The sequence below is a fragment of the Mesorhizobium sp. LMG 17147 genome, from assembly GCF_024297145.1.
GTDB lineage: Bacteria > Pseudomonadota > Alphaproteobacteria > Rhizobiales > Rhizobiaceae > Mesorhizobium.
This window is the reverse complement of the sequence record NZ_JANCTC010000004.1, coordinates 279166-304671: the sequence shown is the minus strand read 5'-3', so window position 1 is coordinate 304671 and position 25506 is coordinate 279166. Positions and strand designations below refer to the sequence as shown.

The 25506-nt window shown below is 62.6% G+C and carries 31 protein-coding genes; 18 read left to right on the top strand and 13 right to left on the bottom strand.

Annotated elements, in window-relative coordinates; all coding sequences use genetic code 11:
* Window positions 1–40 precede the first annotated feature (40 nt).
* The 4 genes from NMG46_RS10980 to NMG46_RS10965 all read right to left on the bottom strand — a co-directional run bounded on the left by NMG46_RS10980 (window position 41) and on the right by NMG46_RS10965 (window position 3416).
* On the bottom strand, window positions 41–1651 hold the full coding sequence (locus tag NMG46_RS10980; RefSeq protein WP_254817663.1) for a molybdopterin-binding/glycosyltransferase family 2 protein: 1611 nt from the start codon (window positions 1649–1651) through the stop codon (window positions 41–43).
* Complete coding sequence (locus NMG46_RS10975) at window positions 1648–2352, bottom strand: XdhC family protein (protein WP_254817662.1); 705 nt, start codon at window positions 2350–2352, stop codon at window positions 1648–1650. The genes NMG46_RS10980 and NMG46_RS10975 overlap by 4 nt, the downstream gene beginning before the upstream one ends.
* Before the next feature lie 6 nt (window positions 2353–2358).
* Window positions 2359–2697, bottom strand: coding sequence for an XdhC family protein (locus tag NMG46_RS10970; protein WP_254817661.1), 339 nt, complete (start codon window positions 2695–2697; stop codon window positions 2359–2361).
* Between the two features lie 224 nt (window positions 2698–2921).
* Entirely contained in the window at window positions 2922–3416 is a 495-nt protein-coding gene (locus NMG46_RS10965) for a flavin reductase (protein ID WP_254817660.1), read from the bottom strand.
* Window positions 3417–3596: 180 nt separating this feature from the next.
* On the opposite strand from NMG46_RS10965, the gene NMG46_RS10960 reads away from it, so the two are divergent.
* Together NMG46_RS10960 and NMG46_RS10955 are read left to right on the top strand one after the other, a co-directional pair.
* The gene (locus NMG46_RS10960; RefSeq protein WP_254817659.1) at window positions 3597–4670 is read left to right on the top strand and encodes a branched-chain amino acid ABC transporter substrate-binding protein; all 1074 of its coding nucleotides are present in this window, start codon (window positions 3597–3599) and stop codon (window positions 4668–4670) included.
* A 14-nt stretch (window positions 4671–4684) separates the two neighbouring features.
* Window positions 4685–5704 (top strand): P1 family peptidase, encoded by a 1020-nt coding sequence (locus tag NMG46_RS10955; protein ID WP_254817735.1) that lies wholly within the window; start codon window positions 4685–4687, stop codon window positions 5702–5704.
* A 45-nt stretch (window positions 5705–5749) separates the two neighbouring features.
* Here NMG46_RS10955 and NMG46_RS10950 read toward each other — a convergent pair whose 3' ends face one another.
* On the bottom strand, window positions 5750–6004 hold the full coding sequence (locus NMG46_RS10950; protein WP_254817658.1) for a DUF2171 domain-containing protein: 255 nt from the start codon (window positions 6002–6004) through the stop codon (window positions 5750–5752).
* Between the two features lie 245 nt (window positions 6005–6249).
* On the opposite strand from NMG46_RS10950, the gene NMG46_RS10945 reads away from it, so the two are divergent.
* The 4 genes from NMG46_RS10945 to NMG46_RS10930 are packed head-to-tail and all read left to right on the top strand — an operon-like array spanning window position 6250 to window position 9426.
* Window positions 6250–6975, top strand: coding sequence for a DUF2259 domain-containing protein (locus NMG46_RS10945; protein WP_254817657.1), 726 nt, complete (start codon window positions 6250–6252; stop codon window positions 6973–6975).
* Between the two features lie 11 nt (window positions 6976–6986).
* Window positions 6987–7487: a hypothetical protein gene (locus NMG46_RS10940; protein ID WP_254817656.1), complete on the top strand. Its 501-nt coding sequence runs from the start codon at window positions 6987–6989 to the stop codon at window positions 7485–7487.
* 59 nt (window positions 7488–7546) lie between these two features.
* A complete protein-coding gene (gene purB, locus NMG46_RS10935; RefSeq protein ID WP_254817655.1) occupies window positions 7547–8854 on the top strand; it encodes an adenylosuccinate lyase in 1308 nt (435 codons plus the stop codon).
* Window positions 8854–9426 (top strand): alpha/beta hydrolase, encoded by a 573-nt coding sequence (locus tag NMG46_RS10930; RefSeq protein ID WP_254817654.1) that lies wholly within the window; start codon window positions 8854–8856, stop codon window positions 9424–9426. The genes purB and NMG46_RS10930 overlap by 1 nt, the downstream gene beginning before the upstream one ends.
* A gap of 10 nt (window positions 9427–9436) precedes the next feature.
* On the opposite strand, the gene NMG46_RS10925 is transcribed toward NMG46_RS10930, so the two are convergent.
* Complete coding sequence (locus NMG46_RS10925; RefSeq protein ID WP_254817653.1) at window positions 9437–10249, bottom strand: VOC family protein; 813 nt, start codon at window positions 10247–10249, stop codon at window positions 9437–9439.
* 271 nt (window positions 10250–10520) lie between these two features.
* Here NMG46_RS10925 and NMG46_RS10920 point away from each other — a divergent pair, with 271 nt between their 5' ends.
* Complete coding sequence (locus NMG46_RS10920; protein WP_254817734.1) at window positions 10521–11069, top strand: alpha/beta hydrolase; 549 nt, start codon at window positions 10521–10523, stop codon at window positions 11067–11069.
* On the opposite strand, the gene NMG46_RS10915 is transcribed toward NMG46_RS10920, so the two are convergent.
* Complete coding sequence (locus tag NMG46_RS10915) at window positions 11066–11839, bottom strand: HpcH/HpaI aldolase/citrate lyase family protein (protein ID WP_254817652.1); 774 nt, start codon at window positions 11837–11839, stop codon at window positions 11066–11068. The genes NMG46_RS10920 and NMG46_RS10915 overlap by 4 nt on opposite strands.
* Window positions 11840–11957: 118 nt before the next feature.
* On the bottom strand, window positions 11958–12278 hold the full coding sequence (locus NMG46_RS10910; RefSeq protein WP_254817651.1) for a DUF1476 domain-containing protein: 321 nt from the start codon (window positions 12276–12278) through the stop codon (window positions 11958–11960).
* Between the two features lie 269 nt (window positions 12279–12547).
* On the opposite strand from NMG46_RS10910, the gene purC reads away from it, so the two are divergent.
* Genes purC through NMG46_RS10880 form a run of 6 tightly spaced genes read left to right on the top strand, consistent with a single transcriptional unit; the run spans window position 12548 to window position 16051 of the window.
* The gene (gene purC / locus NMG46_RS10905; RefSeq protein ID WP_023674725.1) at window positions 12548–13342 is read left to right on the top strand and encodes a phosphoribosylaminoimidazolesuccinocarboxamide synthase; all 795 of its coding nucleotides are present in this window, start codon (window positions 12548–12550) and stop codon (window positions 13340–13342) included.
* A 40-nt stretch (window positions 13343–13382) separates the two neighbouring features.
* Window positions 13383–13625: a phosphoribosylformylglycinamidine synthase subunit PurS gene (gene purS / locus NMG46_RS10900; protein WP_254817733.1), complete on the top strand. Its 243-nt coding sequence runs from the start codon at window positions 13383–13385 to the stop codon at window positions 13623–13625.
* 1 nt (window position 13626) lies between these two features.
* Window positions 13627–14295, top strand: a complete 669-nt coding sequence (gene purQ, locus NMG46_RS10895; RefSeq protein ID WP_023674723.1) for a phosphoribosylformylglycinamidine synthase subunit PurQ — start codon at window positions 13627–13629, stop codon at window positions 14293–14295.
* A gap of 31 nt (window positions 14296–14326) precedes the next feature.
* Window positions 14327–14992, top strand: coding sequence for a glutathione S-transferase family protein (locus tag NMG46_RS10890; protein ID WP_254817650.1), 666 nt, complete (start codon window positions 14327–14329; stop codon window positions 14990–14992).
* Window positions 14993–14994: 2 nt separating this feature from the next.
* Window positions 14995–15405, top strand: coding sequence for a hypothetical protein (locus NMG46_RS10885; protein ID WP_254817649.1), 411 nt, complete (start codon window positions 14995–14997; stop codon window positions 15403–15405).
* A 4-nt stretch (window positions 15406–15409) separates the two neighbouring features.
* A complete protein-coding gene (locus NMG46_RS10880; RefSeq protein WP_254817648.1) occupies window positions 15410–16051 on the top strand; it encodes a Pr6Pr family membrane protein in 642 nt (213 codons plus the stop codon).
* A gap of 14 nt (window positions 16052–16065) precedes the next feature.
* Here the strand turns inward: NMG46_RS10880 and NMG46_RS10875 are convergent, their stop codons facing one another.
* A complete protein-coding gene (locus tag NMG46_RS10875) occupies window positions 16066–16311 on the bottom strand; it encodes a DUF1127 domain-containing protein (RefSeq protein ID WP_254817647.1) in 246 nt (81 codons plus the stop codon).
* Window positions 16312–16403: 92 nt separating this feature from the next.
* Here NMG46_RS10875 and NMG46_RS10870 point away from each other — a divergent pair, with 92 nt between their 5' ends.
* From NMG46_RS10870 to NMG46_RS10860, 3 genes are all read left to right on the top strand, one after another.
* Window positions 16404–17816 (top strand): PLP-dependent aminotransferase family protein, encoded by a 1413-nt coding sequence (locus NMG46_RS10870; RefSeq protein ID WP_254817646.1) that lies wholly within the window; start codon window positions 16404–16406, stop codon window positions 17814–17816.
* 148 nt (window positions 17817–17964) lie between these two features.
* Window positions 17965–20202, top strand: coding sequence for a phosphoribosylformylglycinamidine synthase subunit PurL (gene purL, locus NMG46_RS10865; RefSeq protein ID WP_254817645.1), 2238 nt, complete (start codon window positions 17965–17967; stop codon window positions 20200–20202).
* Between the two features lie 84 nt (window positions 20203–20286).
* Complete coding sequence (locus NMG46_RS10860) at window positions 20287–20520, top strand: BolA/IbaG family iron-sulfur metabolism protein (RefSeq protein ID WP_023674714.1); 234 nt, start codon at window positions 20287–20289, stop codon at window positions 20518–20520.
* Window positions 20521–20532: 12 nt separating this feature from the next.
* Here the strand turns inward: NMG46_RS10860 and NMG46_RS10855 are convergent, their stop codons facing one another.
* Window positions 20533–21339 (bottom strand): phosphodiester glycosidase family protein, encoded by an 807-nt coding sequence (locus NMG46_RS10855; protein WP_254817644.1) that lies wholly within the window; start codon window positions 21337–21339, stop codon window positions 20533–20535.
* A 162-nt stretch (window positions 21340–21501) separates the two neighbouring features.
* Here NMG46_RS10855 and grxD point away from each other — a divergent pair, with 162 nt between their 5' ends.
* Window positions 21502–21837 carry a Grx4 family monothiol glutaredoxin gene (gene grxD, locus NMG46_RS10850; protein ID WP_023674712.1) on the top strand — a complete coding sequence of 112 codons (336 nt, stop codon included), beginning with the start codon at window positions 21502–21504 and terminating at the stop codon, window positions 21835–21837.
* 207 nt (window positions 21838–22044) lie between these two features.
* Window positions 22045–23244 (top strand): multidrug effflux MFS transporter, encoded by a 1200-nt coding sequence (locus NMG46_RS10845; protein WP_254817732.1) that lies wholly within the window; start codon window positions 22045–22047, stop codon window positions 23242–23244.
* Between the two features lie 18 nt (window positions 23245–23262).
* Here the strand turns inward: NMG46_RS10845 and NMG46_RS10840 are convergent, their stop codons facing one another.
* The 3 genes from NMG46_RS10840 to ttcA are packed head-to-tail and all read right to left on the bottom strand — an operon-like array spanning window position 23263 to window position 25424.
* Window positions 23263–23670, bottom strand: a complete 408-nt coding sequence (locus NMG46_RS10840) for a TonB C-terminal domain-containing protein (protein ID WP_254817643.1) — start codon at window positions 23668–23670, stop codon at window positions 23263–23265.
* Window positions 23671–23719: 49 nt separating this feature from the next.
* A complete protein-coding gene (locus NMG46_RS10835) occupies window positions 23720–24547 on the bottom strand; it encodes an inositol monophosphatase family protein (protein WP_254817642.1) in 828 nt (275 codons plus the stop codon).
* A complete protein-coding gene (ttcA, locus tag NMG46_RS10830; RefSeq protein ID WP_254817641.1) occupies window positions 24537–25424 on the bottom strand; it encodes a tRNA 2-thiocytidine(32) synthetase TtcA in 888 nt (295 codons plus the stop codon). Before ttcA ends, NMG46_RS10835 begins: the two co-directional genes overlap by 11 nt.
* Window positions 25425–25506: the final 82 nt, after the last annotated feature.

Here is a 25506-nt window from a genome sequence, read left to right as displayed (position 1 = left end):
AAGGCCATCCCTCAGCCATGCGTTTTTCGGCTTCGGTTTGTCAATCCTGCAGCACGCCGCCGGCGCCCTCCAGCGCCTCGCGCGTGTCGACATCGATCGCTGCCCCTTCGCCGATCTCGACATCGATGACGTCGAGCCCTTCGGCCTCGACCAGATGGCGGGCGCCGGTATCGCCTTGGAGGTGAGCGATCGCGGCAAACAGCGAACGCGGCAGCAGCACCGGATTGCCGCGCCGCCCAGCGTGCGAGGCCCGCACCACCGATCGGCCTTCGGACCTGCGGAACGCCTCGATCAGCCTGTCGAGGTCGGCCGAGGCGACGCCGGGCATATCGCCGAGGACAATCATGGCGGCGGCGGCGTCGCCGGAAATCTTGGCGATGCCGGCCTTTAGCGACGAAGACAGACCCTCGGCGAAATCCGGATTGTCGGCGAAGGTCACATCGAGGCCAGACAGTGCACTGCGCACGCGCTCGCTCTGGTGGCCGGTGACGACGATGGTGGCCGCGGCTTTCGAACCGACCGCGCGTTCGGCGGTGCGGCGGACCAGAGGCTTGCCATCGAACAGTGCCAAGAGCTTGTTCGGCCCGCCCATCCGGCTGGAGCGGCCGGCGGCCAGAAGCACAATCTCGACCTTTGGTTCGGCTTTGGCCGGCAAAGGCTCGCGCGGTTGCGGCCGCGTCGGAATTTCCATCAACAGCCCGCCGACACCCATGCCGGCAATATCCCTGGCGGTCACGTCGAGACCGGCTATCAGCCGGTCGAGCACCCAGTCGAAGCCGTTCTCCTTGGGACTGCGGGCGCAGCCCGGCGCACCGATGATGCGCTTGCCGCCGAGTGTGCCGAGCACCAGCAGATTGCCGGGATCGACCGGCATACCGGCGCGAATGACAGTGCCGCCCGCCCTTTCGATCGCAGCAGGAACGACGTCGCCGAAATCGGCCATCGCCGAAGCGCCGAAGATCACCACCATATCGTTGTCGCGGATCAGCGAGGCCGCAGCCTCGGCGACGGGGATAATTTCATGCAGCGTTCGACGCTCCGCCGTCAACCTGCCTCCCGAACGCGCCAGGCGTGCTTCGGTGACGCGCAGCGTTTTGTCGAGCACGCTGGGTTTGATGCCGGGCAGCACCGTCTGGATGACGCCGACGCGCACCGGCTGATAGGCGTTGACCGCAAAGATCTCGCCGCCCGCGCAGATCCTTGCCACCGCATCGACCAAAGCGGAGGCGACCGCAAACGGAATGATCTTCACCGTTGCTACCATCTGACCTTTTTCGACCGGCGCATGCTGCGCGAGCGTGGCGATGGTGATCGTCGGATCGACGGCGTTGATGGCGTCGATCATCGCCGCGTCGACAGTGAACATGCCGGCAGCCTGCGCGTGGAGGTTGACCCTACCTGTCGCGGCAGGCTTCGCCTCGATGTTGCGATGGATCATACATGCGGCGATCTTTTCAGCGGCGACGTCCTCGCTGAGATCATCGGGCGCCAACACCGCCGCGACGACCTCGGAAATGCCAGCGGCCTTCAACAGGGACACATCCCCGGCGCTTAACCGGTGCGCCTTGCGGAAGCGGCGCTCTCCGGCTGTAGTGGCGTGCGCAAGCACTGCCCCTTCGGCCGCATCGATCGCAACGGGACCAAATTTCACGCGACTGCGCCTTTGGATTCGAGGCCGCGGGAGCGAAAGGCATGGATCGCTTGCGCCAACACCGCGACGGCTATCTCGGCCGGGCTGGCAGCTCCAATGTCGAGGCCGATCGGGGCATGAATGCGGGCGATCTGGTCGGCTGTCGCCCCCGAAGCCAGCAGGCGTTCCACACGTTTGGCGTGGGTCTTGCGGCTGCCGAGCGCGCCGACATAAAAGCAGTCGGCGTCGAGCGCCGCCTTCAACGCGAAATCGTCGATCTTCGGATCGTGGGTGAGAGCAGCCAGCGCCGTATAGTTATCGAGCGGCTGACGCGTCAGCACAACCTGTGGCCATTCGGCATGCAGCGCGATATCGGGAAAACGATCGGGCGTGGCAAAGGCCGTGCGCGGATCGATGATCTCGACAGGATAGCCGGCGATCCTGGCCATCGGTGCCAGCGCCTGGCTGATGTGGACGGCGCCGATCACCACCAGGCGCGGCTGCGGCAGATGTGCGTTGAGGAAGAACGTGCGCCCCTCAGCTTCGACCGAACCGGAATTGCCCGTGCGAAAAGCCTTGGCGACGGCCGCCCCGAGTTCGCCGGCTACCCGGTCTCCCTCGCGCACGACACGGTCGCGGCCGTCGCCGAGATCGGTGACCAGGATTGCCGCGCGGCGGGCGCGGCGTTCGGCGTTGAGTGTCTTTAGCGCATAGGGATCCATTCGAGATCAACCCAATCTTTCTACATAGACCTTGATGCGGCCGCCGCATGACAGGCCGACTTGCCAGGCGGTCTCGTCTGCGACGCCGAATTCGAGCATTTTGGCCTTGCCGCTATCGATAACCTCGACCGCCTCGGCGACTACGGCGCCTTCGACGCAGCCGCCCGAGACGGAGCCGTGGAAATTGCCTTCGGCGTCGATGACCAGGTGGCTGCCGACCGGGCGCGGCGCGGAGCCCCAGGTCTCGACCACGGTGGCAATGGCGACATCCTTGCCGTCCTTCATCCAGCCCTCCGCGATGATTAGCGGGTCGCGAGCCTCATCGAGATAGATGCTGCGTTCCATGATTCCTCCTTGGGAGACATGTGGTTACGCGACGCGCTTCACGCCAGCCTCGATCCGCCGGCGCGGGTCGACCAAACCCATAAAAACAGCACGGTTGCCAGCGACGGTCCGCCACATAATCCGCACGGGTCAACAGATCGAGCGTCTCGTCGATCATCCGCGGCGCCGGACGCGGTTTTCCACTCGGTCATTCTGTCTCCGCGGGCGCGGCCATCTGAAAGCCTCTACAAAGCGTGGTAGCCGCGGTTGTGATAGATCAGCGGCCGCAAGTTATCGCCCATGCGCAAACCTGTAACCTTGCCAAAAAGCACACGGTGGGTGGCCAGATCCTTGGAGTCGATCAGTTCGCAGTCGAAGACGGCGAGCGCGCCCTTCAGCGTCGGCGCACCAGTCGAGATCACATCCCATTCGGCCAACGCGAAACGCTCCTCGACCGGCAGGCCGGTCATGCCGGAAAAGCCGATCGACAGCGGCTCCTGATCCGAAGCCAGCGTATTCAGGGCAAATTTGCCGTTTTCCACGAACGGCTCATTCTTGGGATTTTCGCGATTGAGGCAGACCAGGATGGTTGGCGGCGTGTCCGACACCGAGCAGGCCGCGATCACCGTCGCGCCGCGCCTGCCGGCGGGGCCATCGGTGGTGACTACATGCACATGACCGGCAAAATGGGCCATCGCGTCGCGGTAGGCCTGCGGCCCGATGTCATTCTTCTTCAGCACCGATGATTTTCCACTAGTCAGAACCAACCGTTATATATGGGGGGATATTGCAGCCCACAAGCGAAGTGCTTGACGTATATCCTGGATTCCCGTGTTGCGCCAAAGCTGGCCAGCCTTTAGGTCTTGACGGCATTGGCGCCGGCAGAACACGCGACCGGCGCGGAGGAATTCTTCGCTCGCATGCGACCTTGGACAACCACAATAGCGGTGCTGGCCTGGCTCTCGGTCGCCGGTAGTGCGAGCGCCGAGACGCTGCTGGTCGGCGTCGCGGCACCATTGTCGGGGCCGTCGGCGATCCTAGGCAAACAGATCGAGGCAGGCGCGACAATGGCGGCTGAAGCGAACGACGCCGAAATCACGACGATCGATGACGCCTGCACGGCCGATGGTGGCGCCGCCGCCGCGCGGGAGTTCACCGCGGCCAAGGTTAACGTCGTCATCGGGTTTTTGTGCACCGACGCAATCGAGGCGGCTCTGCCGATCCTCAAGGATGCCGGCATACCGGTGATCACAGTCGGCGTTCGCACGGAAAGCCTGACCGACCGGCGCGCCAAGACGGGATGGCCGATCTATCGTCTCGGGCCGCGCGGCGACGACGAGCGCAATGCCGTAGCTGCCATCCTCACCCGCCTATGGCAGACCGAGCTGTTCGCCATCGTCGACGACGGCACGATCTATGGCCGCGAAATGGCCGAGACGTTTCGGGCAGCCGCCGAGCAAGCGGCTCTGAAGCCGGTGTTCGTCGACACGTTCCGGCCGCAACTCGACAACCAGATCGGCCTGATCGGCCGACTTAAGAAAGCCGGCGCAACGCATGTCTTTGCCGGCGGCGACGGCGATGATGTCGCCATTATGGGCCGGGATGCTGGCCAGCTAAATACCGGCATGGTGTTTGCCGGCGGCGAAGCGTTGCGCGCGCCGCTCGGCGACGTGCCTTATGCCGTCGGCACGCTGATGATCGCGCCGCCCGAATGGGCCGATGTCGCCGACCCCAAGGTGCTGCAGAGCTTTGCCGGACAAAACATCGTGCCGGAAGGTTACACGCTGCCCGCCTATGCCGCGGTCGAGATCGCCAAGTCGGCTTCGGCATTGACGCAAAGCTCAGGCGAGAGACTGGCCAACGTGCTGACCGCGCATGACTTCACCACGGCGATCGGACCGATCCGCTTTGACGAAAAAGGTGACCTGACGCAAAATCCTTATCGAGCCTACCGTTTCGACGGCGGCCGTTTCGTGCCGGCGGAGAGCCAATGATGTCCAGCATGGGGATGTTCCGTACGGGTCCGCGCAATCTCATCACCGACGTCGCCGGCCTGCGTGTCGGCAATGCGGCGAATGCGAAGCTGAAATCCGGCGTGACCACCGTGATCTGCGACGAACCGGCCGTGGCCGGCGTGCAAATCCTGGGCGGTGCGCCAGGTACCCGCGAAACCGACCTGCTCGAGCCGCACAATTCGATCCACGCCATCCATGCCGTGGTGCTTTCGGGCGGCTCGGCTTTTGGCCTTGACGCCGCGTCGGGGGTGCAGGCGGCCTTGCGCGAAAGAGGCATCGGGGTCGAGGTCGGCGGCTTTCGGGTGCCGATCGTGCCGGCGGCGATCCTGTTCGACCTGCGCAATGGCGGTGACAAGGATTGGGGCCGGTATCCGCCTTACCGCGACCTTGGCTACGAAGCCGCGCAAGCCGCCGCGATCGACTTTGCGCTCGGCACTGCCGGCGCAGGTAGCGGGGCTTTGAGCTCCGGCTTGAAGGGCGGGCTCGGCTCGGCCTCGACAGTGCTGGACAGCGGCGTCACCATCGGCGCGCTCGCCGCTGTCAACCCGACGGGCTCGGTGACGGTCGCCGGGACCCGCCATTTCTGGGCGGCGCCGTTCGAGATCGGCGACGAGTTCGGCGGCTTAGGCTTTCCCCACCCGATGCCTGACGATGCCAGAAAGATCCTGCTGAAGTTCCGTGACAAGCATGCCGCAGAGCAGGCGGAAACCGGCGCCAACACGACCATCGCCGTGATCGCCACCGATGCGGTACTCACCAAGGCCGCCGCCAAACGCCTGGCGATATCAGCGCATGACGGCTTTGTCCGGGCCATTTGGCCGACGCACACGCCCGCAGACGGCGATCTGGTCTTCGCGCTGGCAACAGGCAAGAGCGGCATCGAGCTCAGGCCCAACGATGCGATCGATCTCTACGCCGCGGCCGGCGCCACGATGGCGCGCGCCATCAGCCGCGGCGTCTTTGCCGCGACGCCGGCCGAGGGCGATCTGTTCCCGGTCTGGTCGTCGCGCTGACCGCGCCGCTTATTCGGATTTGCCGTAACCGGACTGGACTTATGATCAAGTGGGGTCGGATTTTTCTTCCTCGAACGTGACCGCAACGTCGGAGTTTGCCGACAGCCGCACCTTTTGGCCCTCGACCTCGGCGACAAGGCTGAGAGGAATGAAGTGGTGATGACCCCTGTGAGCGCCCTCACCGCTGTCGCGCTTGGTCAGCTTGATGCGATCTCCGTCAACCTTGTCGACAGTACCGACATGGACCCCGTCGGCGCCGATCACTTCCATACGTTCGCGAATCTTGGCTGCATCTGTCATGGGGGTCTCCCTTATAGCGCCGCGCGCCCTTTTGAACGCGCAAAGGACGCTCTAAACATTTTGACTCAATGTGCCGTGCCTTCCGAATCGATCCTGATTTTCGGAAGGCACGATGCGGTGAAGCTGCCGACAATAACAAACGACAGCCGGATTGGATGCATCGACTTTGTGTTTCAGTCAGCACGATCTTTTGACGGCATCGTGATAGGAATTTAACGGCGTCGACCGCCTGAATGGAATTCCCCATGCGAAATCTTGCTCTGTTTGCCGTCTGCCTGCTTGCCCAGCTTGCAACTTTGGCCGCCGCCCACGCAGGCGATGTCGCCGAGCTTGAGATCCTCGGCTTCAGCCGCGATGGCGGGGTCTTTGCCTTCGAGGAATACGGCGTCCAGGACGGATCGGGATTTCCCTATGCAAACCGCTATTATATCGACACGGCCGACGACAGTTTCCTGAAGGGCTCGCCGATCCGTGTCCGGCTCGACGACGAGAATGCCGCGGTGGACGCGGCGCGGCTGCAGGCCCGGCAAAAGGGCGAAGCGATCGTCAGTCAGGCGGAACTGAAGGCAAATCGCGGCATCACCGCCGGCTTCAACCCGGTGACCGAGCTTTCTGCCGATCCCTTCCGCATGGTGGTCAATCCGCGCCCGATCTTTTCGCCGGTCGACGAGCCGCTCGAATTCCGGCTCGACCAGATCGGCATGAATGACACCGAGCGCTGCCAGAGCCAGGGCGAGATCAATGGCTTTCGCCTGCTGCGCATCGAGGCGAAGGACGGCGGTCAGACGAGCATTATTCACGAGGACAAATCGATCCCGCAAAGCAGAGGCTGTCCGAATGGCTACCAGATCGGCGCGGTTCAGACATTTTCACTGGATAGCCTCAGCGCCTATGCCGTGCTGATCGCAGTGCGCCAATACGGGTTCGAGGGGCCGGACTATCGCTGGATCGCGGTAACCGGTCGCCTGTGACGTTCCCCGCCATGCGCTATCGCGCCCTGTATCGTCTCCGCCGCGCTCTGCCGTCGCTGCGCACGGCATTTGCCGGTGCCTTGCTGTGGGCCATGGCGATGGGCGCCAGCGCGCTGCTCAATCTGCTGCAGTACGATTGGGAGACCCCGGCAAAGATCCGCTTCGTCTCGCTGCTTTATGCAGCCGGCGGTGCGCTCGCTTTCCCGATTGGGCTGTTCCTGGCGCGGCTCGTCTCGCTCGGACGCCACTGGGAGATCGCCCTCGCCGCCGCCTTCGTCTGCCTTCTCGCAGCGACGATTGTCGTCACCGGCGGCCTCTTTGGGCTGCAATACCGCTCCTACTATGTCCAATGGCATGCGCCCGCGTTCACCATCACCTGGGTTTTCCAGTTCGTGTTCACGATGTTGACGGCACTCTACCAGTTCGTCGTCCTTGGCATCCGGCTGTATTTTCCGCTCGGTTTCATTGCGCTCGCTGTCGCCAGTGTCTGGTTTGCGCGCCAGCAACGTTGAGCATTTTGCCTGCCTCTGTTAGGACGCGGGCAAATGCTCTCGCAAGTCAGGACCGACTGATGATCCCTCGCTACTCCCGGCCGGAAATGGTGGCCATCTGGTCGCCCGAAACCCGGTTCCGCATCTGGTTCGAGATCGAGGCCTACGCCTGCGACGCATTGGCCGAGCTCGGCGTTATCCCGAAGCAGGCCGCCAAGACCATCTGGGAGAAAGGCGGGGCGGCGAAATTCGATGTCGAAGCCATCGACGAGATCGAGCGCGTCACCAAGCATGACGTCATCGCCTTTCTCACCCATCTTGCCGAATTCGTCGGGCCGGATGCCCGCTTCATCCACCAGGGCATGACATCCTCCGACGTTCTCGATACCTGTTTTGCCGTGCAGCTCACCCGTGCCAGCGACATCCTGCTGGCCGACATTGACGGGCTGCTTGCGGCGCTCAAGCGCCGCGCCTTCGAGCACAAGGACACGATCACAATCGGCCGCAGCCATGGCATCCATGCCGAGCCGACCACCTTCGGCGTCAAGCTGGCGCAGGCCTATGCCGAATTCTCGCGTTGCCGCGAGAGGCTGGTGCACGCACGCGAGGACATCGCCACCTGCGCCATCTCCGGTGCGGTCGGCACCTTTGCCAATATCGACCCATATGTCGAAGAATACGTGGCCAAGAAACTCGGACTGAAGCCGGAGCCGGTGTCGACGCAGGTGATCCCGCGCGACCGCCACGCGATGTTCTTCGCCACGCTCGGCGTGATCGCCTCGTCGATCGAGCGGCTGGCGATCGAGGTGCGCCATCTGCAACGCACAGAGGTACTCGAAGCAGAAGAGTACTTTTCACCCGGCCAGAAGGGTTCGTCGGCGATGCCGCACAAGCGCAACCCGGTGCTGACCGAGAACCTAACCGGCCTTGCCCGCATGGTGCGCTCGTTCGCATTGCCGGCAATGGAGAATGTGGCGCTGTGGCACGAGCGCGACATCTCGCATTCCTCCGTCGAGCGCATGATCGGGCCCGACGCGACGGTGACGCTCGATTTCGCGCTCTCACGGCTGACCAGCGTTGTCGACAAACTGCTCGTCTACCCCGACAACATGCTGAAGAACATGAACAAATTCCGTGGCCTTGTGCATTCGCAGCGCGTGCTGCTGGCGCTGACGCAAGCTGGCGTTTCGCGCGAGGACGCCTACGGGCTGGTGCAGCGCAACGCCATGAAGGTGTGGGAGCAAGGCGCTGATTTTCTTGAGGAACTTTTGGCCGACAAGGACGTTGTCGCAGCCTTGCCCGAGGCCGAGATCCGCGAGAAATTCGACTTGGGCTATCATACCAAGCACGTCGATACGATCTTTAGCCGAGTGTTTGGAGAGGCCTGATGATTTCGTCAGCCGGAGATTTCGATTTCCTTGCCCTGCCCGGGCGCGGCAACTCCGGGCCAGATCATTGGATGTCGCATTGGTGCCGGGTGTTCCCCAATTCGAGCCGCGTGCTGCAGGCCGAGTGGGACCGGCCTAAGCCTGGGGACTGGATCGGCCAGGTGGATGCCGCGGTGGCCGCCGCACCGCGCCGCGTCGTGCTACTTGCGCATTCGCTGGCGGTGGCGACGGCGGTGAAGTGGGCTGCTAGTGCCAGTCAAAGCCAACTCGACAAGGTCGCGGCGGCATTCCTGGTTGCCGCGACCAATGTCGAGGATACCGATCCCTCATTCGACGCGGTGCGCCCGTTCGCGCCGATGCCGCTGAAGCGCCTGCCCTTCCCGGCATTGGTGGTGGCGAGCCGCAGCGATCCGCGCGTCACTTTCGACAAGGCGACCGCTTTTGCCGCAGCCTGGGGCGCGGATATCGCCGATGCCGGCGATCTCGGCCATATGGGAAACGAGGCCGGCCTCGGCCTGTGGCCGGCGGGCCTGCTGATGCTTGGCCGCTTGCTTGAAAAGGCGAAGCTCTAGTCTAACCGAACTACGCCTTGCCGGGGACGGTCCTGATCACCGTGCCCCACGGATCCTCGCGGGTCGTTGCATCAGCCACATTGTCCGAACGCATCTCGACCCAGGCCAAGCCGGAGCGGGCGGGATCGCGGCGGCCGGCACCCGCGCTCTGCCACGCATTTGCGCCAATGTGGTGATGGTAGCCGCCGGACGACAAGAATACCGCCGCGCCACCGTATTTTGCCACGGTGTCGAAACCGAACTCCTGATGCCACCATGCTTCGGCTTCTTCCGGCCGGCCGACCCGCAGATGGACGTGGCCGATAATGCTGTTTTCCGGCGCGCCCTGCCAGCCGACGTCACCGGCCGGCACTTCGGCAATGACCGACGGAATGTTCAGCCGCTCCGTCGCCATCGCGATCTTGTCGCCATTCCATTTCCAATCCTGGGGGCGGCGGTCGGCATAGATCTCGATGCCGTTGCCTTCCGGGTCGGTAAGATAAAGCGCCTCGCTGACCAGATGATCGGACGCGCCCTCGATGCCAATCTTGCCCGCGATGGCGTGGTTGATCCAGCGGCCGAGATCGACCCGGCTAGGGAGCAGGAAGGCGGTGTGGAAAAGACCGGCGCTGCGCGGGTCATCGGGTTTCGCAGCCGGATCCGCTTCGATGTCGAGCAAAGGGCGATTGACTGCGCCGAGCGTAATCGTGCCGCCGGCGCGGCTCAGTTCCTGCAAACCGACGACTTTGCGATAGTAGGCAGCGAGATTTTCTGCATCGCGCGCCCGCAAGCCGACGCGGGCAACGCTGACCGGGGTCGTTGCGGCAAAAGGCAGTTCGCTCATCAAAGTGCTCCGTTCAGCCGGCGCTCGACAAGCTTCCAACGGAGGAACCCGGCGCCATCAATCATTCTACGCCGTGTCCGTGCCAAAATCTCGGAACAGCCATTCTTTCCTGGCGACAGATCGTCGATCGCTATCGTTCACACAAGAGCGCAAGAAGCGAACAAGGTGTTCACAATAGCGAGCAGACCGGGCTCATGAGAGGTGCGTTTGCATGTCGCTGTTGAGTTTATACCCGGTTGCACCCGACAGCGCCTCTCGCTACATGCGCGCCATGAAAGTCAGGGAAGCAGATATTCTCATCGTGCCGGGCTACACCAATTCCGGCCCCGATCATTGGCAGAGCCGCTGGCAGTCGAAACTATCGACAGCGCGCCGCGTCGAACAGACGGAATGGTCGAAGCCGGTGCGCGAGGATTGGACGGCCGGTGTCGCCAAGGCGGTTAACGAGGCGGAGCGGCCGGTCGTCATTGTCGCTCACTCGCTTGGCGTCGCCGCGGTCATGCAGGCATTGTCTCGGTTCGAGCGACCGGTCGCCGGCGCTTTCTTCGTGGCGCCGCCCGATGTCGCCAATCCAAAGATAAAGCCGAGGCACCTGATGACCTTCGGTCCCTATCCGCGCGATCCTCTGCCATTTCCCTCGGTTGTGATCGCCAGCCGCAACGACCCGTTCTGCGCCTTCGGCGTCGCCGAGGACATTGCCGCGGCCTGGGGCTCGCTGTTCATCGACGCCGGCGATGCCGGTCATCTCAACGCGGATTCCGGCTTCGGCCCCTGGCCCGAAGGTTCGATGACGTTCGCGAAATTCCTGACGGATCTCTAGGAAGCGATCGAATCCCTGACGCTGCTCAGCAGGGTCTTTGCCCCAAGCGAAATCAGCGAATGCTCCGAACCCATCGCCAGCAGCCGGTAGCCCATCGACACCACGCGACCGGCAATGGCCGGTTCCATCACATAGATAGCCGCATGCTTGCCGGCCTTGCGGGTGCGCTCGGCGATCGAGGCGACGGTCTCCATCATGCTCTCCAGCGTCGAGCTGACGGTGGTCCCCTTCGACCAGGCGATCGAGAAATCCGACGGGCCGAGGAAGATCCCGTCGATACCCGGCGTGTCGAGGATGCCGTCGAGTGCATCAAGCGCGGCGCGCGTTTCGACCATGGCGAACGCCATGGTGCGCTGGTTGCTGTCGCGCAGCCAGTCGGCATGATCGCCCTTGCCATGGCGCGGAAAGGCATAGGTGGGGCCCCAGGAGCGCTCGCCGAGCGGCGGGTATTTCATGGCGGCGGCAAACAGCCTTGCGTCCGCCACTGAATTCACCATCGGCGCAATCACAGCCTCGGCGCCGAAGTCGAGCGCGCGGCTGGCCATGTCGAAGCGGCCGACCGGGATGCGCACCAAAGCCGGCTTGTTGGCGGCCAGCACCGGCACAAGCCCGCGCAGCACACTGTCCTCGTGATGGCCACCATGCTGCATGTCGAGCGTAACCGCGTCGAATCCTTGTCTGGCCAGTATCTCGACCGTCAAAGCATCCGGCACGCCCGACCATGCGGTGAACAGTGTCTCGTCGGCCGCAAGGCGTGACTTCAGGGACATTGGCGATTTCCTCTTTGGTTGCAACAATTCAGCCGGAAATGACCGCAAAGGCAAAGAAAAACCGCCCGGTTGGGCCGAGCGGTCGATTGGTCCAGCATTCGATCGGTATCGAAAAGGGTCAGGTGTTCTTGATCTGCTCGATCGCCTGCGCCATCAATTCATCCATGGTGCGGCGGATCTGATGGTCCGACTGGTCAATGCCGGCCGCATCGAAATCCTTGCGTATCTTGCGGAAAACGTCGTGATCGCCGGCTTCCTCAATGTCGCTGACGACCACCTCCCTGGCATAAGCGTCGGCATCGGTACCTGACTTGCCGAGCTTTTCGGCAGCCCACAGGCCGAGCGCTCTGTTGCGGCGCGCCGCGGCCTTGAACCGAAGTTCCTCGTCGAATGCGAATTTGCGCTCAAAGCCCTCTTCGCGGTCTTTCATGCTGCTCATGGCATCCCTCCGTGAAATCCGATTCGTCGTGCCAATATGTGTTGCCGGAGCACAAACCAAAAGGGCGCCGGCCGGTCAATATGCTACATTGCTTGCTGCGCTGCGGCATTTCGGTCCCCGAAAGCGGTTGATTGAAAGGATTTGCCGATTGAGCAAACAGTGCGATTGGGATAGACACCGGCATTGAACCCCACCGTCGCCATCTTATTTAGGCAGACGGACAGGAACTGGTCGCTTGCCGCCTGCCCGCAAATCCAGAGAAAAATCAGATGAAAAATCGCCGCCGCATTTATGAAGGCAAGGCCAAGATCCTTTATGAGGGACCGGAGCCTGGCACGCTGATCCAGTTCTTCAAGGACGACGCTACCGCTTTCAACAAGAAGAAGCATGAAATCGTCGATGGCAAAGGCGTGCTCAACAACCGCATTTCCGAGCACATCTTCAATCATCTCAACCGGATGGGCATTCCGACCCACTTCATCCGCCGCCTCAACATGCGTGAGCAGTTGATCAAGGAAGTCGAGATCATCCCGCTCGAAGTGGTGGTGCGTAACGTCGCCGCCGGCTCGCTGGCCAAGCGTCTCGGCATCGAGGAAGGCACCGTGCTGCCGCGCTCGATCATCGAATTCTATTACAAGGCCGATGCGCTCGACGATCCGATGGTCTCGGAAGAGCACATCACCGCCTTCGGCTGGGCGAGCCCGCAGGAGATCGACGATGTCATGGCGCTGGCCATTCGCGTCAACGACTTCCTTTCCGGACTGTTCATGGGCGTCGGCATCCAGCTCGTCGATTTCAAAATCGAATGCGGCCGCCTGTTCGAAGGCGACATGATGCGCATCGTCGTCGCCGACGAGATTTCGCCGGATTCCTGCCGGCTGTGGGATGTGGCGACGCAGGACAAGCTCGACAAGGACCGCTTCCGCCGCGACATGGGCGGGCTGGTCGAAGCCTATCAGGAAGTTGCCCGCCGCCTCGGCATCATGAACGAGAACGAACCGCCGCGTCCGGCCGGGCCGGTGCTGGTCGCATCGACCGACGGTGTCAAAGGCAAGCCGCACTGACAGCTTGCCAGCTCAACAGATGAACAGGAGCATGTCCAGCGTGATCAAGGCCCGCATTACCGTAACTCTCAAGAACGGAGTGCTAGACCCACAAGGCAAGGCAATCGAGCATGCGCTGTCCGCAATGGGTTTCGGCGGCATCGGCCAGGTGCGGCAAGGCAAGGTTTTCGATGTCGAGCTTGCCGAGGGCGACAGGGCCAAGGCTGAGGCCGATTTGAAAGCCATGTGCGACAAGCTTCTGGCGAATACGGTGATCGAGAATTACGCGGTGGAGATCGCCTGAGGTGAAATCAGCCGTCGTCCTGCTCCCCGGCCTCAATCGCGACCGCGACATGATCGCGGCGCTGACCAAGATTTCCGGCACGCCGCCGGTCACCGTCTGGCAGACGGACACCGAAATTCCCGATGTCGACCTGATCGCCATTCCCGGCGGCTTTTCCTTTGGCGATTATCTGCGCTGCGGCGCCATTGCCGCGCGCATGCCGGTAATGCGGGCTGTCGCCGAAAAGGCAGCCAAGGGCGTCACGGTCATCGGCGTCTGCAATGGCTTCCAGATCCTGGTCGAGGCCGGCCTGCTGCCGGGCGCTTTGATGCGCAACACCTCGCTGAAATTCGTCTGCCGCCAGGTGAAGCTGCAGATCGCCAATGCCAACACGATGTTCACCCGCCGCTACCAGCCGGGCCAGATCATCCGCGCGCCGGTAGCGCACCATGACGGCAATTATTTTGCCGACGCCGAAACTTTGGCCCGCCTCGAAGGCGAAGGCCAGGTGGTGTTCCGCTATGCCGAAGGCACCAACCCCAACGGCTCGATCAACGACATTGCCGGCATCGTCAACGGCCGCGGCAACGTGCTCGGCCTGATGCCGCATCCCGAAAACCTGATCGAAGCGGCGCATGGCGGCAGCGACGGCCGGGCGCTGTTCGAAAGCGCCTTGGGCATCGCCGCTTGATGCCTTCAATTTTCCTCCTGGAGCGACGGTCATGAAACTCTATTCGCGGCCGTTGTCGCCCTATTCGTCGATCGTGCGGGCGCTGGCCTACATCAAGAACGTGCCGCTCAAGGTTATTGCACCGCCGCCTGGGTTTCCCATCCCCGAGGCATTTCGTGCCATCTCGCCGCTGAACCGGATTCCGGTGCTGATCACCGGCTCGGGCGAAACGATCGTCGAATCGGTGGTGATTGCCGAATATCTGGAGGAGCGCTTTCCCGAGCCAGCGCTGCTGCCCAAGGATTCGAAGGACCGGGCACTGGTGCGCATGTTCGCCCGCATCACCGACCTTGACGTGCTCGCCCCCACGATGAAGCTGTTCGAGCTCTATTTCGTACCGCAGCGCAACGAGGCCGAGATCAAGGCACAGTTCGCCCGACTGCATCACGGGCTTGCGGCAATCGAGGCCCGCATGGCGCATGGCCCGTTCGCGCTCGGCGACGACATCTCGTTCGCCGATGCCTGGCTGACGCCGACCCGCTTCGTCTTCAACAATTTCAGGGCGACGATCGACCGCGCCGACCTGCTTGATGCCTATCCGAAATTCGATGCCTATGAGCAAATCGCCTTGCAGCATCCGGCGCTGTCGCGCGTCTGGGGTGAGATGACAGACGGTCTGAAGATCTTTCTGTCCGAACTCGAGATGGGCGCCGCTTGACCATGCGATCGACACTAGCCCGCCTCGCCCTCGCCGCTTCCGCCGGTCTTGTACTCGCCTCCTGCCAGTCAGGCCCGAAGAGCACGCCAGCGCCGGCGGGCAAGAGCGCGTCACTGCTTGCCATGGAGCAGGTGGCAATAGCTGCCCACAAATGCTGGATCGCCAGCAAGGACCCTGCGTTCAAATTCTACCAGATGGCCAACGAACTGAATTCGTTCAGCGGCACGCCGCGCTTCCTGCTGGTGCCGGCCAAACACTATGGCGGAAAGCCGTTGCTGGTCGTGCAGGCGCAAGGCAATTCGAGCCGCGTCGACGTATTCGGCCCATTGATGGCGGAACCGCTCGGCGCCCGCATCGGCTCGGACATTGCCCGCTGGCAGACGGGCAATCCGGCCTGTGGCGCTGCTGCCTAGCTCAATGGATCGCTTGCTGCAGATCACCGGTCTGGTCGTCGGCCTGGCCGGGCTCGTCCTGCAGCTCTGCATCACCGTCCCGGCATCAATGGAAGCCGGCCGGGGTTTTGTCGGCTCGGTGGTCTTCTATTTCAGCTTCTTCACCATCCTGACCAACATCGGCGCGGTGCTCGTCCATGCCTCTTTGCTGTCGTCGACAGTTTATGCCTGGTTTCCGGCCTTTGCCGCCCCACGGATGCGGGCGGGCGTAGCCGTCGCTATAACTCTGGTCCTCATCGTTTATGCAACGGTCCTGGCGCAGCTTTGGCAGCCGCAAGGATTGTTCCTGCTCTGCGACGTTCTCCTGCATTATGTGACGCCGCTGCTGTTCGTGCTGTGGTGGGTTGTGGCGGGCGCCGACGGCTCGACGCGGTGGCGCGACATTTCCTGGTGGATGATCTATCCGCTCGCCTACCTGGCCTATGCGCTGCTGCGGGCGCCGATTGCCGGCGAAGTGCCCTACCCGTTCCTAGATCTCGCCAAGAACGGTTCGACCAGCGTCGCCGTCTCAACTCTGGCCATCACCGGGCTTTTTCTGATGCTGTGCATTGTGGCGGTACTTGTGGATCACCGCGTTTCACGGCTCAGGACGGCGAGCGTCCGCTGAAGCGCTCGAACGCATCAGTCCCAGAACGGCCTCAGACCTTCACGATGGGCATCGCAGCGCGAGATACCGATGTCCTTGAGCTGATCGTCGGTCATCTCGAGCAGGACCAGCCGACTGCGCCGGCGCTCCAGCAGACCGTCGATCCATCGGACGAATGACGTGACCACTTGCGCGATCCGGCGAACATAGGATCTCCGGCCCGACGAGCGGCTTCCGGTCAATTCAACTGCCGCGTAGCGGATTGTTTCTATTGTACCCATTGTCTTTCTGCCAAGATTGCAATTGTGCCTTCCGTGCGGCCCGCTTCATATGTATTGACTCCCATTTCGGTGCAATGTAAAAAATTGTCACCATGACAACTTGGCTTCCAGACCTGACCGCCCGCACCGGCCCGCTCTATCAGCGGCTTGCCGATTCCATCGAGACGGACATCGATCGCGGCCTGATCGGTGCAGGGGCAAAGCTGCCGCCGCAGCGCGACCTGGCATACGACATCGGCACGACCGTCGGCACGGTCGGCAGGGCCTATCAATTGCTGCGCGAGCGGGGATTGGTCAGCGGCGAGGTCGGCCGCGGAACCTATGTTATCGCTCAACAGTCGGAGAGCGCAAAGCCGGATTTCCTGGGGCCGGTCGAACAAGGCACACGCTATATGGATGCGCCCGGCGACAAGCTGCGCTTCGATAGCACGGCCGCACCGGATGTCGGCCAGGGTGCCATCGTCGCCGACGTGTTGACACGCACGGCGCAAGACCATCCGCATGAGATTTCAAGCTATACTCGTGATTTCCCGGACCGCTGGTTGGAAGCGGGCAGACGCTGGCTGTCGCGCAATTCCTATCGCCCGGCGGCGGATGCAATCGTTCCCACGCTCGGCACCCACGCCGCGGTGATGGCAACCATTGCGGGACTCACCGCCCCCGGCGACTATGTCGTCTTCGAGCACCTCACCTATTCGCAGATCTCCCGCAGTGCCGGCCTGATCGGTCGCCGGACCGCACTGGTGGCGGCTGACGACGAGGGCATAGATCCCCAGGATTTCGAGCGCGTCTGCGCACAAAAGCATCCGAAGATGATGTTTTTGATGCCGACGGCCAAGAACCCGACGCTGACAACGCTGTCGGCATCGCGCCGCGAGGCAATCGCGCATGTCGCCCGTCAATATAACGTCGTTCTGATTGAGGACGATCTTTATGGCGGACTGACCGACGACCCAACGCCTTTAATGGCCGAATATGCTCCCGAACGGACCATCGTTGCCGGCGGCCTGTCGAAATCGGTCGCGGCGGGTGTTCGCGGCGGTTGGCTCGCTTGCCCGCCGGCCTACCGTCACCGCATCCGGGTCGCCCATAAGATGATGACGGGCGGCCTGCCCTTTCTGCTGGCGGAGGTGGGCAGCCGGCTGGTGCTGTCCGGTCAGGCCGCCGAGATGCGCAAGCGCAGCATTGCCGAGATCGGTGCGCGCATCGCGATCGTGCGCGAGACACTCGACGGCTTCGACTTCAAGGCGCTAGACAACGTGCCGTTCGTCTGGCTCACTTTGCCCGACCCGTGGCTTTCCGGCACCTTCAAACAGGCTTGCCTCGAACATGGCGTGCTCATCGACGACGAGGATGAGTTCAAGGCAGGGCGTTCCGAACAGGCCTTTCACGGCGTGCGGTTTGGCATCTCGCAGCCGCGACAGCGGGACGATATCGCGCACGGCGTCGCGGTGATCCGGCGGCTTCTGGACGAGGGCCGCGCCGGCTACGACAGCTTTTCCTGAACCGGCTTGAAACCGGCGGGTCGAGTGGCGATCTTTCGCTACTTGCCGTCAGCTGTTGCTTTCCATCGTTTTAGTCATCCAACGGGGTGTATCGGCTGCAAAGCTTGCGATAAGACGGTACTCGATCCCAAGGACACAATTGCCGATCATGACCATTTCCAATTCCGTGCCGATCACTCCTGAACTCATTGCCGCGCATGGGCTGAAGCCCGACGAGTACCAGCGCATCCTCGACCTGGTCGGGCGCGAACCGAGCTTTACCGAACTTGGTATTTTTTCGGCGATGTGGAACGAGCATTGTTCCTACAAATCCTCGAAGAAGTGGCTGCGCACGCTGCCGACCACCGGGCCGCAAGTCATCCAGGGCCCGGGTGAGAATGCCGGTGTGGTCGACATCGGCGACGGCGACTGCGTCGTCTTCAAGATGGAGAGCCACAACCACCCCTCCTATATCGAGCCTTATCAGGGAGCTGCGACCGGCGTCGGCGGCATCCTGCGCGATGTCTTCACCATGGGCGCGCGGCCGATCGCGGCGATGAACGCGCTGCGCTTCGGCGCGCCGGACCATCCCAAAACAAGGCACCTCGTTGCCGGCGTCGTTTCCGGCGTCGGCGGCTATGGCAATTCCTTCGGCGTGCCGACGGTCGGCGGCGAGGTCAATTTCGACGCCCGCTACAATGGCAATATCCTGGTCAATGCGTTTGCCGCGGGCCTCGCGAAGACAGACGCAATCTTTCTGTCCGAGGCCAAGGGCGTCGGCCTGCCGGTCGTCTATCTCGGCGCCAAGACCGGGCGCGATGGTGTCGGCGGCGCCACCATGGCCTCGGCTGAGTTCGACGACAAGATCGACGAGAAGCGCCCCACCGTGCAGGTTGGCGATCCGTTCACCGAAAAATGCCTGCTCGAAGCCTGCCTCGAACTGATGGCGTCCGGCGCCGTTATCGCCATCCAGGATATGGGTGCCGCCGGCCTCACCTGCTCGGCCGTCGAAATGGGCGCCAAAGGCGACCTCGGCATCGAGCTCGATCTCGACAAGGTGCCAGTGCGTGAAGAGCGCATGAGCGCCTATGAGATGATGCTTTCGGAGAGCCAGGAGCGCATGCTGATGGTGCTGCGCCCCGAAAAGGAAAAACAGGCCGAGGCGATCTTCCACAAATGGGGCCTCGACTTTGCCATCGTCGGCAAGACCACCGACGATCTGCGCTTCCGCGTGCTGCACCAGGGCGATGAGGTCGCCAACCTGCCGATCAAGGATCTCGGCGACCAGGCGCCGGAATATGACCGTCCCTGGGTCGAACCGAAGAAGCCGGCGCCGCTGGCCGGCGATGCACCTCAAGCCGATGTGGCCGACGCACTGCTCAAGCTGCTGGGGGGACCGGACCTTTCCTCGCGCCGCTGGGTGTGGGAGCAGTACGACACGCTGATCCAGGGCAATTCCCTGCAGCTTCCCGGCGGCGACGCCGGTGTCGTGCGCGTCGATGGCCACCCGACCAAGGCGCTCGCCTTCTCCTCCGACGTGACGCCGCGCTATTGCGAGGCCGACCCTTACGAGGGCGGCAAGCAGGCCGTTGCCGAATGCTGGCGCAATCTTACCGCCACCGGCGCTCTGCCGCTCGCGGCCACCGACAACCTCAATTTCGGCAATCCGGAACGGCCGGAGATCATGGGCCAGCTGGTTGGTGCCGTGAAAGGCATCGGCGATGCCTGCCGGGCGCTTGGTTTCCCGATCGTCTCCGGCAACGTCTCCCTCTACAACGAGACCAACGGCCAAGGCATCTTGCCGACACCAACCATCGGCGGCGTCGGGCTGATTGCCGACTGGTCGAAAATGGTGCGGATCGGCTTTGCCGCCGAAGGCCAGATGATCGTGCTGGTCGGCGCGCCGACCATGTGGGGCACGCATCTTGGCCAGTCCGCCTATATGCGCGACATCCATGGCCGCGCCGACGGCCCGCCGCCGCCGGTCGATCTCGATCACGAGAAGCGGGTCGGCGACCATGTGCGGGCGCTGATCGGCTCCGGTGTCGTTAGTGCGGCGCATGACGTTTCCGACGGCGGCATCGCGGTGGCGCTGGCCGAGATGGCGATGGCCTCCGGCATCGGCGCGACCATTCCCGGCCTGATCGGTACGGATCCGATCCCCGTCTGGTTCGGCGAGGATCAGGGCCGCTACCTGCTGACGCTGTCGATCGATCCGCAGAGCGAGGAATGGGACGCCATTCGCGAACAACAAAGCAAACTCGGCATTTTTGCACCGTGGATCGGCTCGACCGGCGGCAGCGAATTGAAGCTGGGCGAGGCGCGTGCGATACCGGTCAGCGAATTGACCGCCGCCCACGAATCCTGGTTCCCTCGCTTCATGGCAAATGAGGTCGTGGACCCGTGATGTGATCAAGCGGGGCCGTTTCGGTGTGGTTCATCCGCCTTTTCGACCATATATGAGATCACGACCTGAACAAGGAATCCTCATATGGCAATGGACGCCCACGACATCGAACGGCTGATCAAGGAAGGCATTCCGGACGCCAAGGTGACCATTCGCGACCTGGCCGGCGACGGCGACCATTATGCGGCTGAGGTTGTGGCCGAAAGCTTTCGGGGGAAAAGCCGCGTCCAGCAGCACCAGATGGTCTATGACGCGCTGAAGGGCAACATGGGCGGCGTGCTGCACGCGCTTGCCCTGCAGACCAGCGTGCCGGACTGAGCTCTCTTGCAGTTACCGGCTCGCAAGCTTCTTACCGGTCACGGCAATGATCGGCCCGGCTGGATAGTTTCCACCCACAATCATCCGCTCGCCGTTCGACAGCGCCGAAACGGCCCCGTCGAAGAAAAGCGCGTTGGGACAATCGAGCGCGTCTCGAAACAGTCGGGCGAAGCTGCTGAGGCTGACCTCAGAGCGCGAGATCGCCAGCACGACAGTGTTTTCATCACGCACGCCGACGCCATTGCGGATATAGCGCGATGTGCCGTTTTGCTCGAAGCGGGGATGAAGCCGGCCGTCGATCACCAGCATCGGGCCGGATTGCGTGGCAAACATTACGTCCAGTCTGGTCGCAACATAGGCGCTTGTCTCGATGACCGCCGCCTTGCCATCCTTCCGGACCAGGAAGACGCCGTTCGGTTTCAGGAAGAAATTGCCTTCGCTGTCGGCGGCGTTGATCGGCGCCTTCTCCCGGCCGTCTTCGACGAGAAGGCCGACCGGCGTCAGGTCTTGGTGATACATGCCGGCGTTCATGGCGAGCAGCACCGGCCGGCCCTGATCCGCCATCGCCTTGTCGAATTTGTCCAGTGAACCGAAAGCCTTGCCGTCAATGCCTGCGTGGAACACACCGATGTCATAGCGGCGCAGATCGATTTCGCAGACGACATAGGCGACCGCCTCGAAGCTCGCGTCGCGGCACGGCGCCGGTAATTCACCGCCAACGACGAGAGGTGGCTGCCTCGGCGACTTAGCCCACCAGATCAAGGACAGTGCGGCGAACAGAACGGCGAGGACGAACCCGGCGAGATATCGTCTTTTCATCACGCCTCGGGACGAATGGTGGCCAACGGCTTGGCCCAAGATCAAATGTTCCTTTGCGCCATTTGCATGGCAAGGCGGCAAACATCTTGTTTCGCGCAACCCATGGGTTTATTTGAAGGGTAATGTTCGAGCCTGACTCCCACAGGCATGAAAGGGTATTCCATGAGCGGCATCAACGATTACATTGACAATGAAGTGAAGGGCAACGACGTCGTTCTCTTCATGAAGGGCACACCCGGCTTTCCGCAATGCGGATTTTCCGGCCAGGTCGTGCAGATCCTCGACTATATCGGCGCCGATTATAAGGGCGTCGATGTGCTGACGTCGGCCGAACTGCGGCAAGGCATCAAGGACTACTCCAACTGGCCAACCATCCCGCAGCTCTACGTCAAGGGCGAGTTCGTCGGCGGCTGCGACATCATCCGCGAGATGTTCCAGGCGGGCGAATTGCAGACCTTCCTCGTCGAAAAAGGCGTCAGCGTCAAAGGCGCCGCCTGACTTCTGTTTCTGCGTATGACCTTCCGACTGCGATTTTCGGGGGTCAAACGATAAGCGCCGGGGCAGCCCCCACCTTGGCAAAAAGTTCTGCCCGACATCGGGGCAATCAACGAATGGATGCGTCGGCCAGCCGGCGCATTTTCGTTGAGGATCGGACTGGCCGTGGATCAGCAAACACAAGCGCAGCAAAAGGCAAGCACCTTGCCCATTCCGCGCTGGGAATTCATTGCGCTGTGCGCGGCGCTGATGGCGCTCAATTCGCTGGCCATCGACATTATTTTGCCGGCGCTGCAGCAGATCGGCGCTTCGCTTGGCGTCGAAAATGAAAACCACCGGCAATATGTGGTCACCGCCTATATCCTTGGCTTTGGGGGCGGACAGCTGTTCTTCGGGCCGATCTCGGACCGTTTCGGGCGCCGCGCGCCTCTTGTCGCAGGGCTGGTGATCTACGTCGTGGCGGCCGGCGCTGCGGCAATCGCCCCGTCATTCGCCACGCTTCTGCTATGCCGGGCCGTGCAAGGCATCGGCGCGGCGGCGACGCGCGTCATTGCCGTCTCGATCGTGCGCGATACGTTCGACGGAAGGCGCATGGCCGAAGTCATGTCCTTGATCTTCATGGTGTTCATGGCCATTCCGGTGGTCGCGCCCGGTATCGGCCAGTTCATCATGCTGTTTGCGACCTGGCATGTGATCTTCGTCACCATGGCAGCCGGCGCGCTGATCGTGTCCGCCTGGTCGCTGCTGCGCCTGCCCGAGACATTACATCCCGAATATCGCCGGCCGCTGACGCTGTCCTCCATCATCGGCGGCTTCCGCATCGTTCTCACCAACCGCATCGCGCTCTGCTACGCCTTCGCCAGCACCTTCATCTTCGGCGCCATGTTCGGCTTCATCGCCTCGGCCCAGCAGATCTATGTCAGCGTGTTCAATGTCGGTGAGATGTTCCCGGTCATCTTCGCGGGGGTTGCCGGCGTGCTTGCGTTTTCGAACTACCTCAATTCGCGCCTCGTCGGTCGTATCGGCATGCGCCGCCTGTCGCAAAGCGCGCTGCTGCTGTTTCTGGCAATCAGCCTTGCCTGGCTGGTCGTTTCCATCGAAATGAAGATGCCGCTCTGGCTCTTCATTGCCTTCTTTGCCTGCGCCATGGTCCCGTTCGGCGCGCTCGGCGCGAACTTCAACGCGCTCGCTATGGAGCCGCTGGGGCACCTGGCCGGCACTGCGTCGTCGATCCTTGGGTTCATGCAGACATTTCTTGGCGGCATTCTCGGCACGCTGATCGGCCAAGCATTCAACGGCACGGTGACGCCGCTGGCCGCCGGGTTCTGCAGCGTGTCGGTGGCGGCGCTGCTGATGATCCTGCTGGCCGAGCGCGGCAGACTATTCCAGCCGCATAACCCGCCGGTTTAATGCACATTGCGCGTGCGCCTAGGATGCACCCTCACTGACCGCGGTGAAGCGAGGGAACAGCGTACGTCCTGCGATTGCTCCACCCATACTGTCGGAAACGGGCAGTGGAAGAGCCTTATCGAGCGCCTCGAGGACGGAAGCCACGAAGGCCCGGTTGAGCGGACCATCGTCCCCTAGATGGGAGAAAGTGGCGCGTGGCTTGCCAATAAGCGTGCCGTTTCGGCGAATTGAGAACTGCAGCGTCAGGGTCATGCCCGCGGTTCCGGGCGGCGGCTTCCAACAGGCGAAGATCGCGGAGAACATCTCGTCTATGGTGTCGACGGAGTCGGGACTGCGACATGCGCGTTCCCCAGCTCTTGCTTCATTGACACCGGCAACCAAGGCAAGGGCAAAGGCCGTTGCAACAATTGCGGACCGAGGTTTCATTCGAGATCTCCGGTTTCGCACAAGATTGGACACCTTTGGCAGCGAAGAGCTATTCTGCCCAGAGCTCGCGGCGCAGCTCCCGCCAGCTCTCCCGGTCCGGCGCGACCAGCAGGCCACCCCCGACATGCGACGGCAGATAGGCGCTGCCGTCGAAGCGCGCGGCATGGCCGCCGGCCTCTGCATGGATCAACACGCCGGCCAAGTGGTCCCAAGGCATCAGCTTGTTGTAGACGACGAAATGGCCGTGGCCGCTGGCCAGCAGGCGGTATTCGTGGGCGGCGCAGCGATAGTTGAACTGCGATAGCGACTTGGTCTGGTTGCGCGCCAAACGTGAGCGGTCCGGCTCGGGCACATAGTGCCATGAGACCGCACCGGTCATTTCCGACATCGGCGCCGGTTTGGCGACATGGACCTTTTCCAGATTGCCATGGGCATGGCGGATATGGCTGCCGGCGCCACTAACGCCGATCAGCCAATCCTTGCCGACGGGGTCGTGAATGATGCCGGCGACCGTCTCGCCCTTGACCACGACGCCAAGCATGACGCCGAACAGCGGCACGCCGGAGGCGAAGTTGAAGGTGCCGTCGACCGGGTCGATGACGAAGGCGAGTTCGGCATCGCCCAGACCGTCGAGCAGCGTCGGGTCGTCGGAGCAGGCCTCCTCGCCGACGATCATTGCGTGGGGATAACGCTGGCGCAGGCTGGCGGTGATGAGCCGTTCGGCATTGACGTCGGCCTCGGTGACGAGATCGGCGGCCGAGGTCTTGCGACGGACGTCGCCCTCGCTCAACCGGCGAAAGCGCGGCATGATCTCGGCGACGGCGGCTTCTGACAGAAGGTCGGCAAGCCAGTCGATCGCGCTATCTTCAAATGTCATCGGGACGCCTGGTGGTGAGGGTTTCGTTGAGGGCGGCGAAATCGAACAGTTTCCTGTCGAGCAGATGCGAACGCCGCACATTGGTCATGGCGCGGATCATCGTGTCCTTGCGGCCGGGCATTCGCTTCTCGATGTCGTCGAGCATCGCCTTCATGGCATTGCGCTGCAGACCTTCCTGGCTACCGCACAGATCGCACGGAATGATCGGGAATTTCATGGCGCCGGCGAATTTCTCGAGATCGACTTCCGCACAATAGGCGAGCGGCCGCAGCACCATGACATCGCCTTCGTCGTTGAGCAGCTTCGGCGGCATGGCGGCCAGGCGCCCGCCATGGAACAGGTTCATGAAGAAGGTTTCCAGTATGTCCTCGCGGTGGTGGCCGAGCACCAGCGCCGAGCAGCCCTCCTCGCGGGCAATGCGATAGAGATGGCCGCGCCGCAGCCGCGAGCACAGCGAGCAATAGGTGCTGCCCTCGGCCAGCTTGTCGGTCACCACCGAATAGGTGTCCTGATATTCGATGCGATGCGGAATGGCATAGCTGTCGAGATAATCGGGCAATATGTGTTTGGGAAAGTTCGGCTGGCCCTGGTCGAGATTGCAGGCCAACAGCTCGACCGGCAGCAGCCCGCGCCATTTGAGATCAAGCAGCACGGCAAGCAAGCCGTAGGAATCCTTGCCGCCCGACAGAGCGATCAGCCAACGGTCGCCGGGTCTCACCATGGCGAAATCGTCGATCGCCTGGCGGGCAAGCCGCAACAGCCGCTTGCGCAGCTTATTGAACTCGACGGAGGACGGCACATCGGCAAACAGCGGATGAAAGCCGCCTTCGGCGTCGGCGATCGGGTCAAGCGTTTTGGCGTCTGGCTGCATGTTCACGGCGCGTCGGCCCTAAAGTCCTGTTGCCGCCCGCAGTAGCGCATCGGATCGAAAATCGAAATCGATTTCCGACTCACGTCCC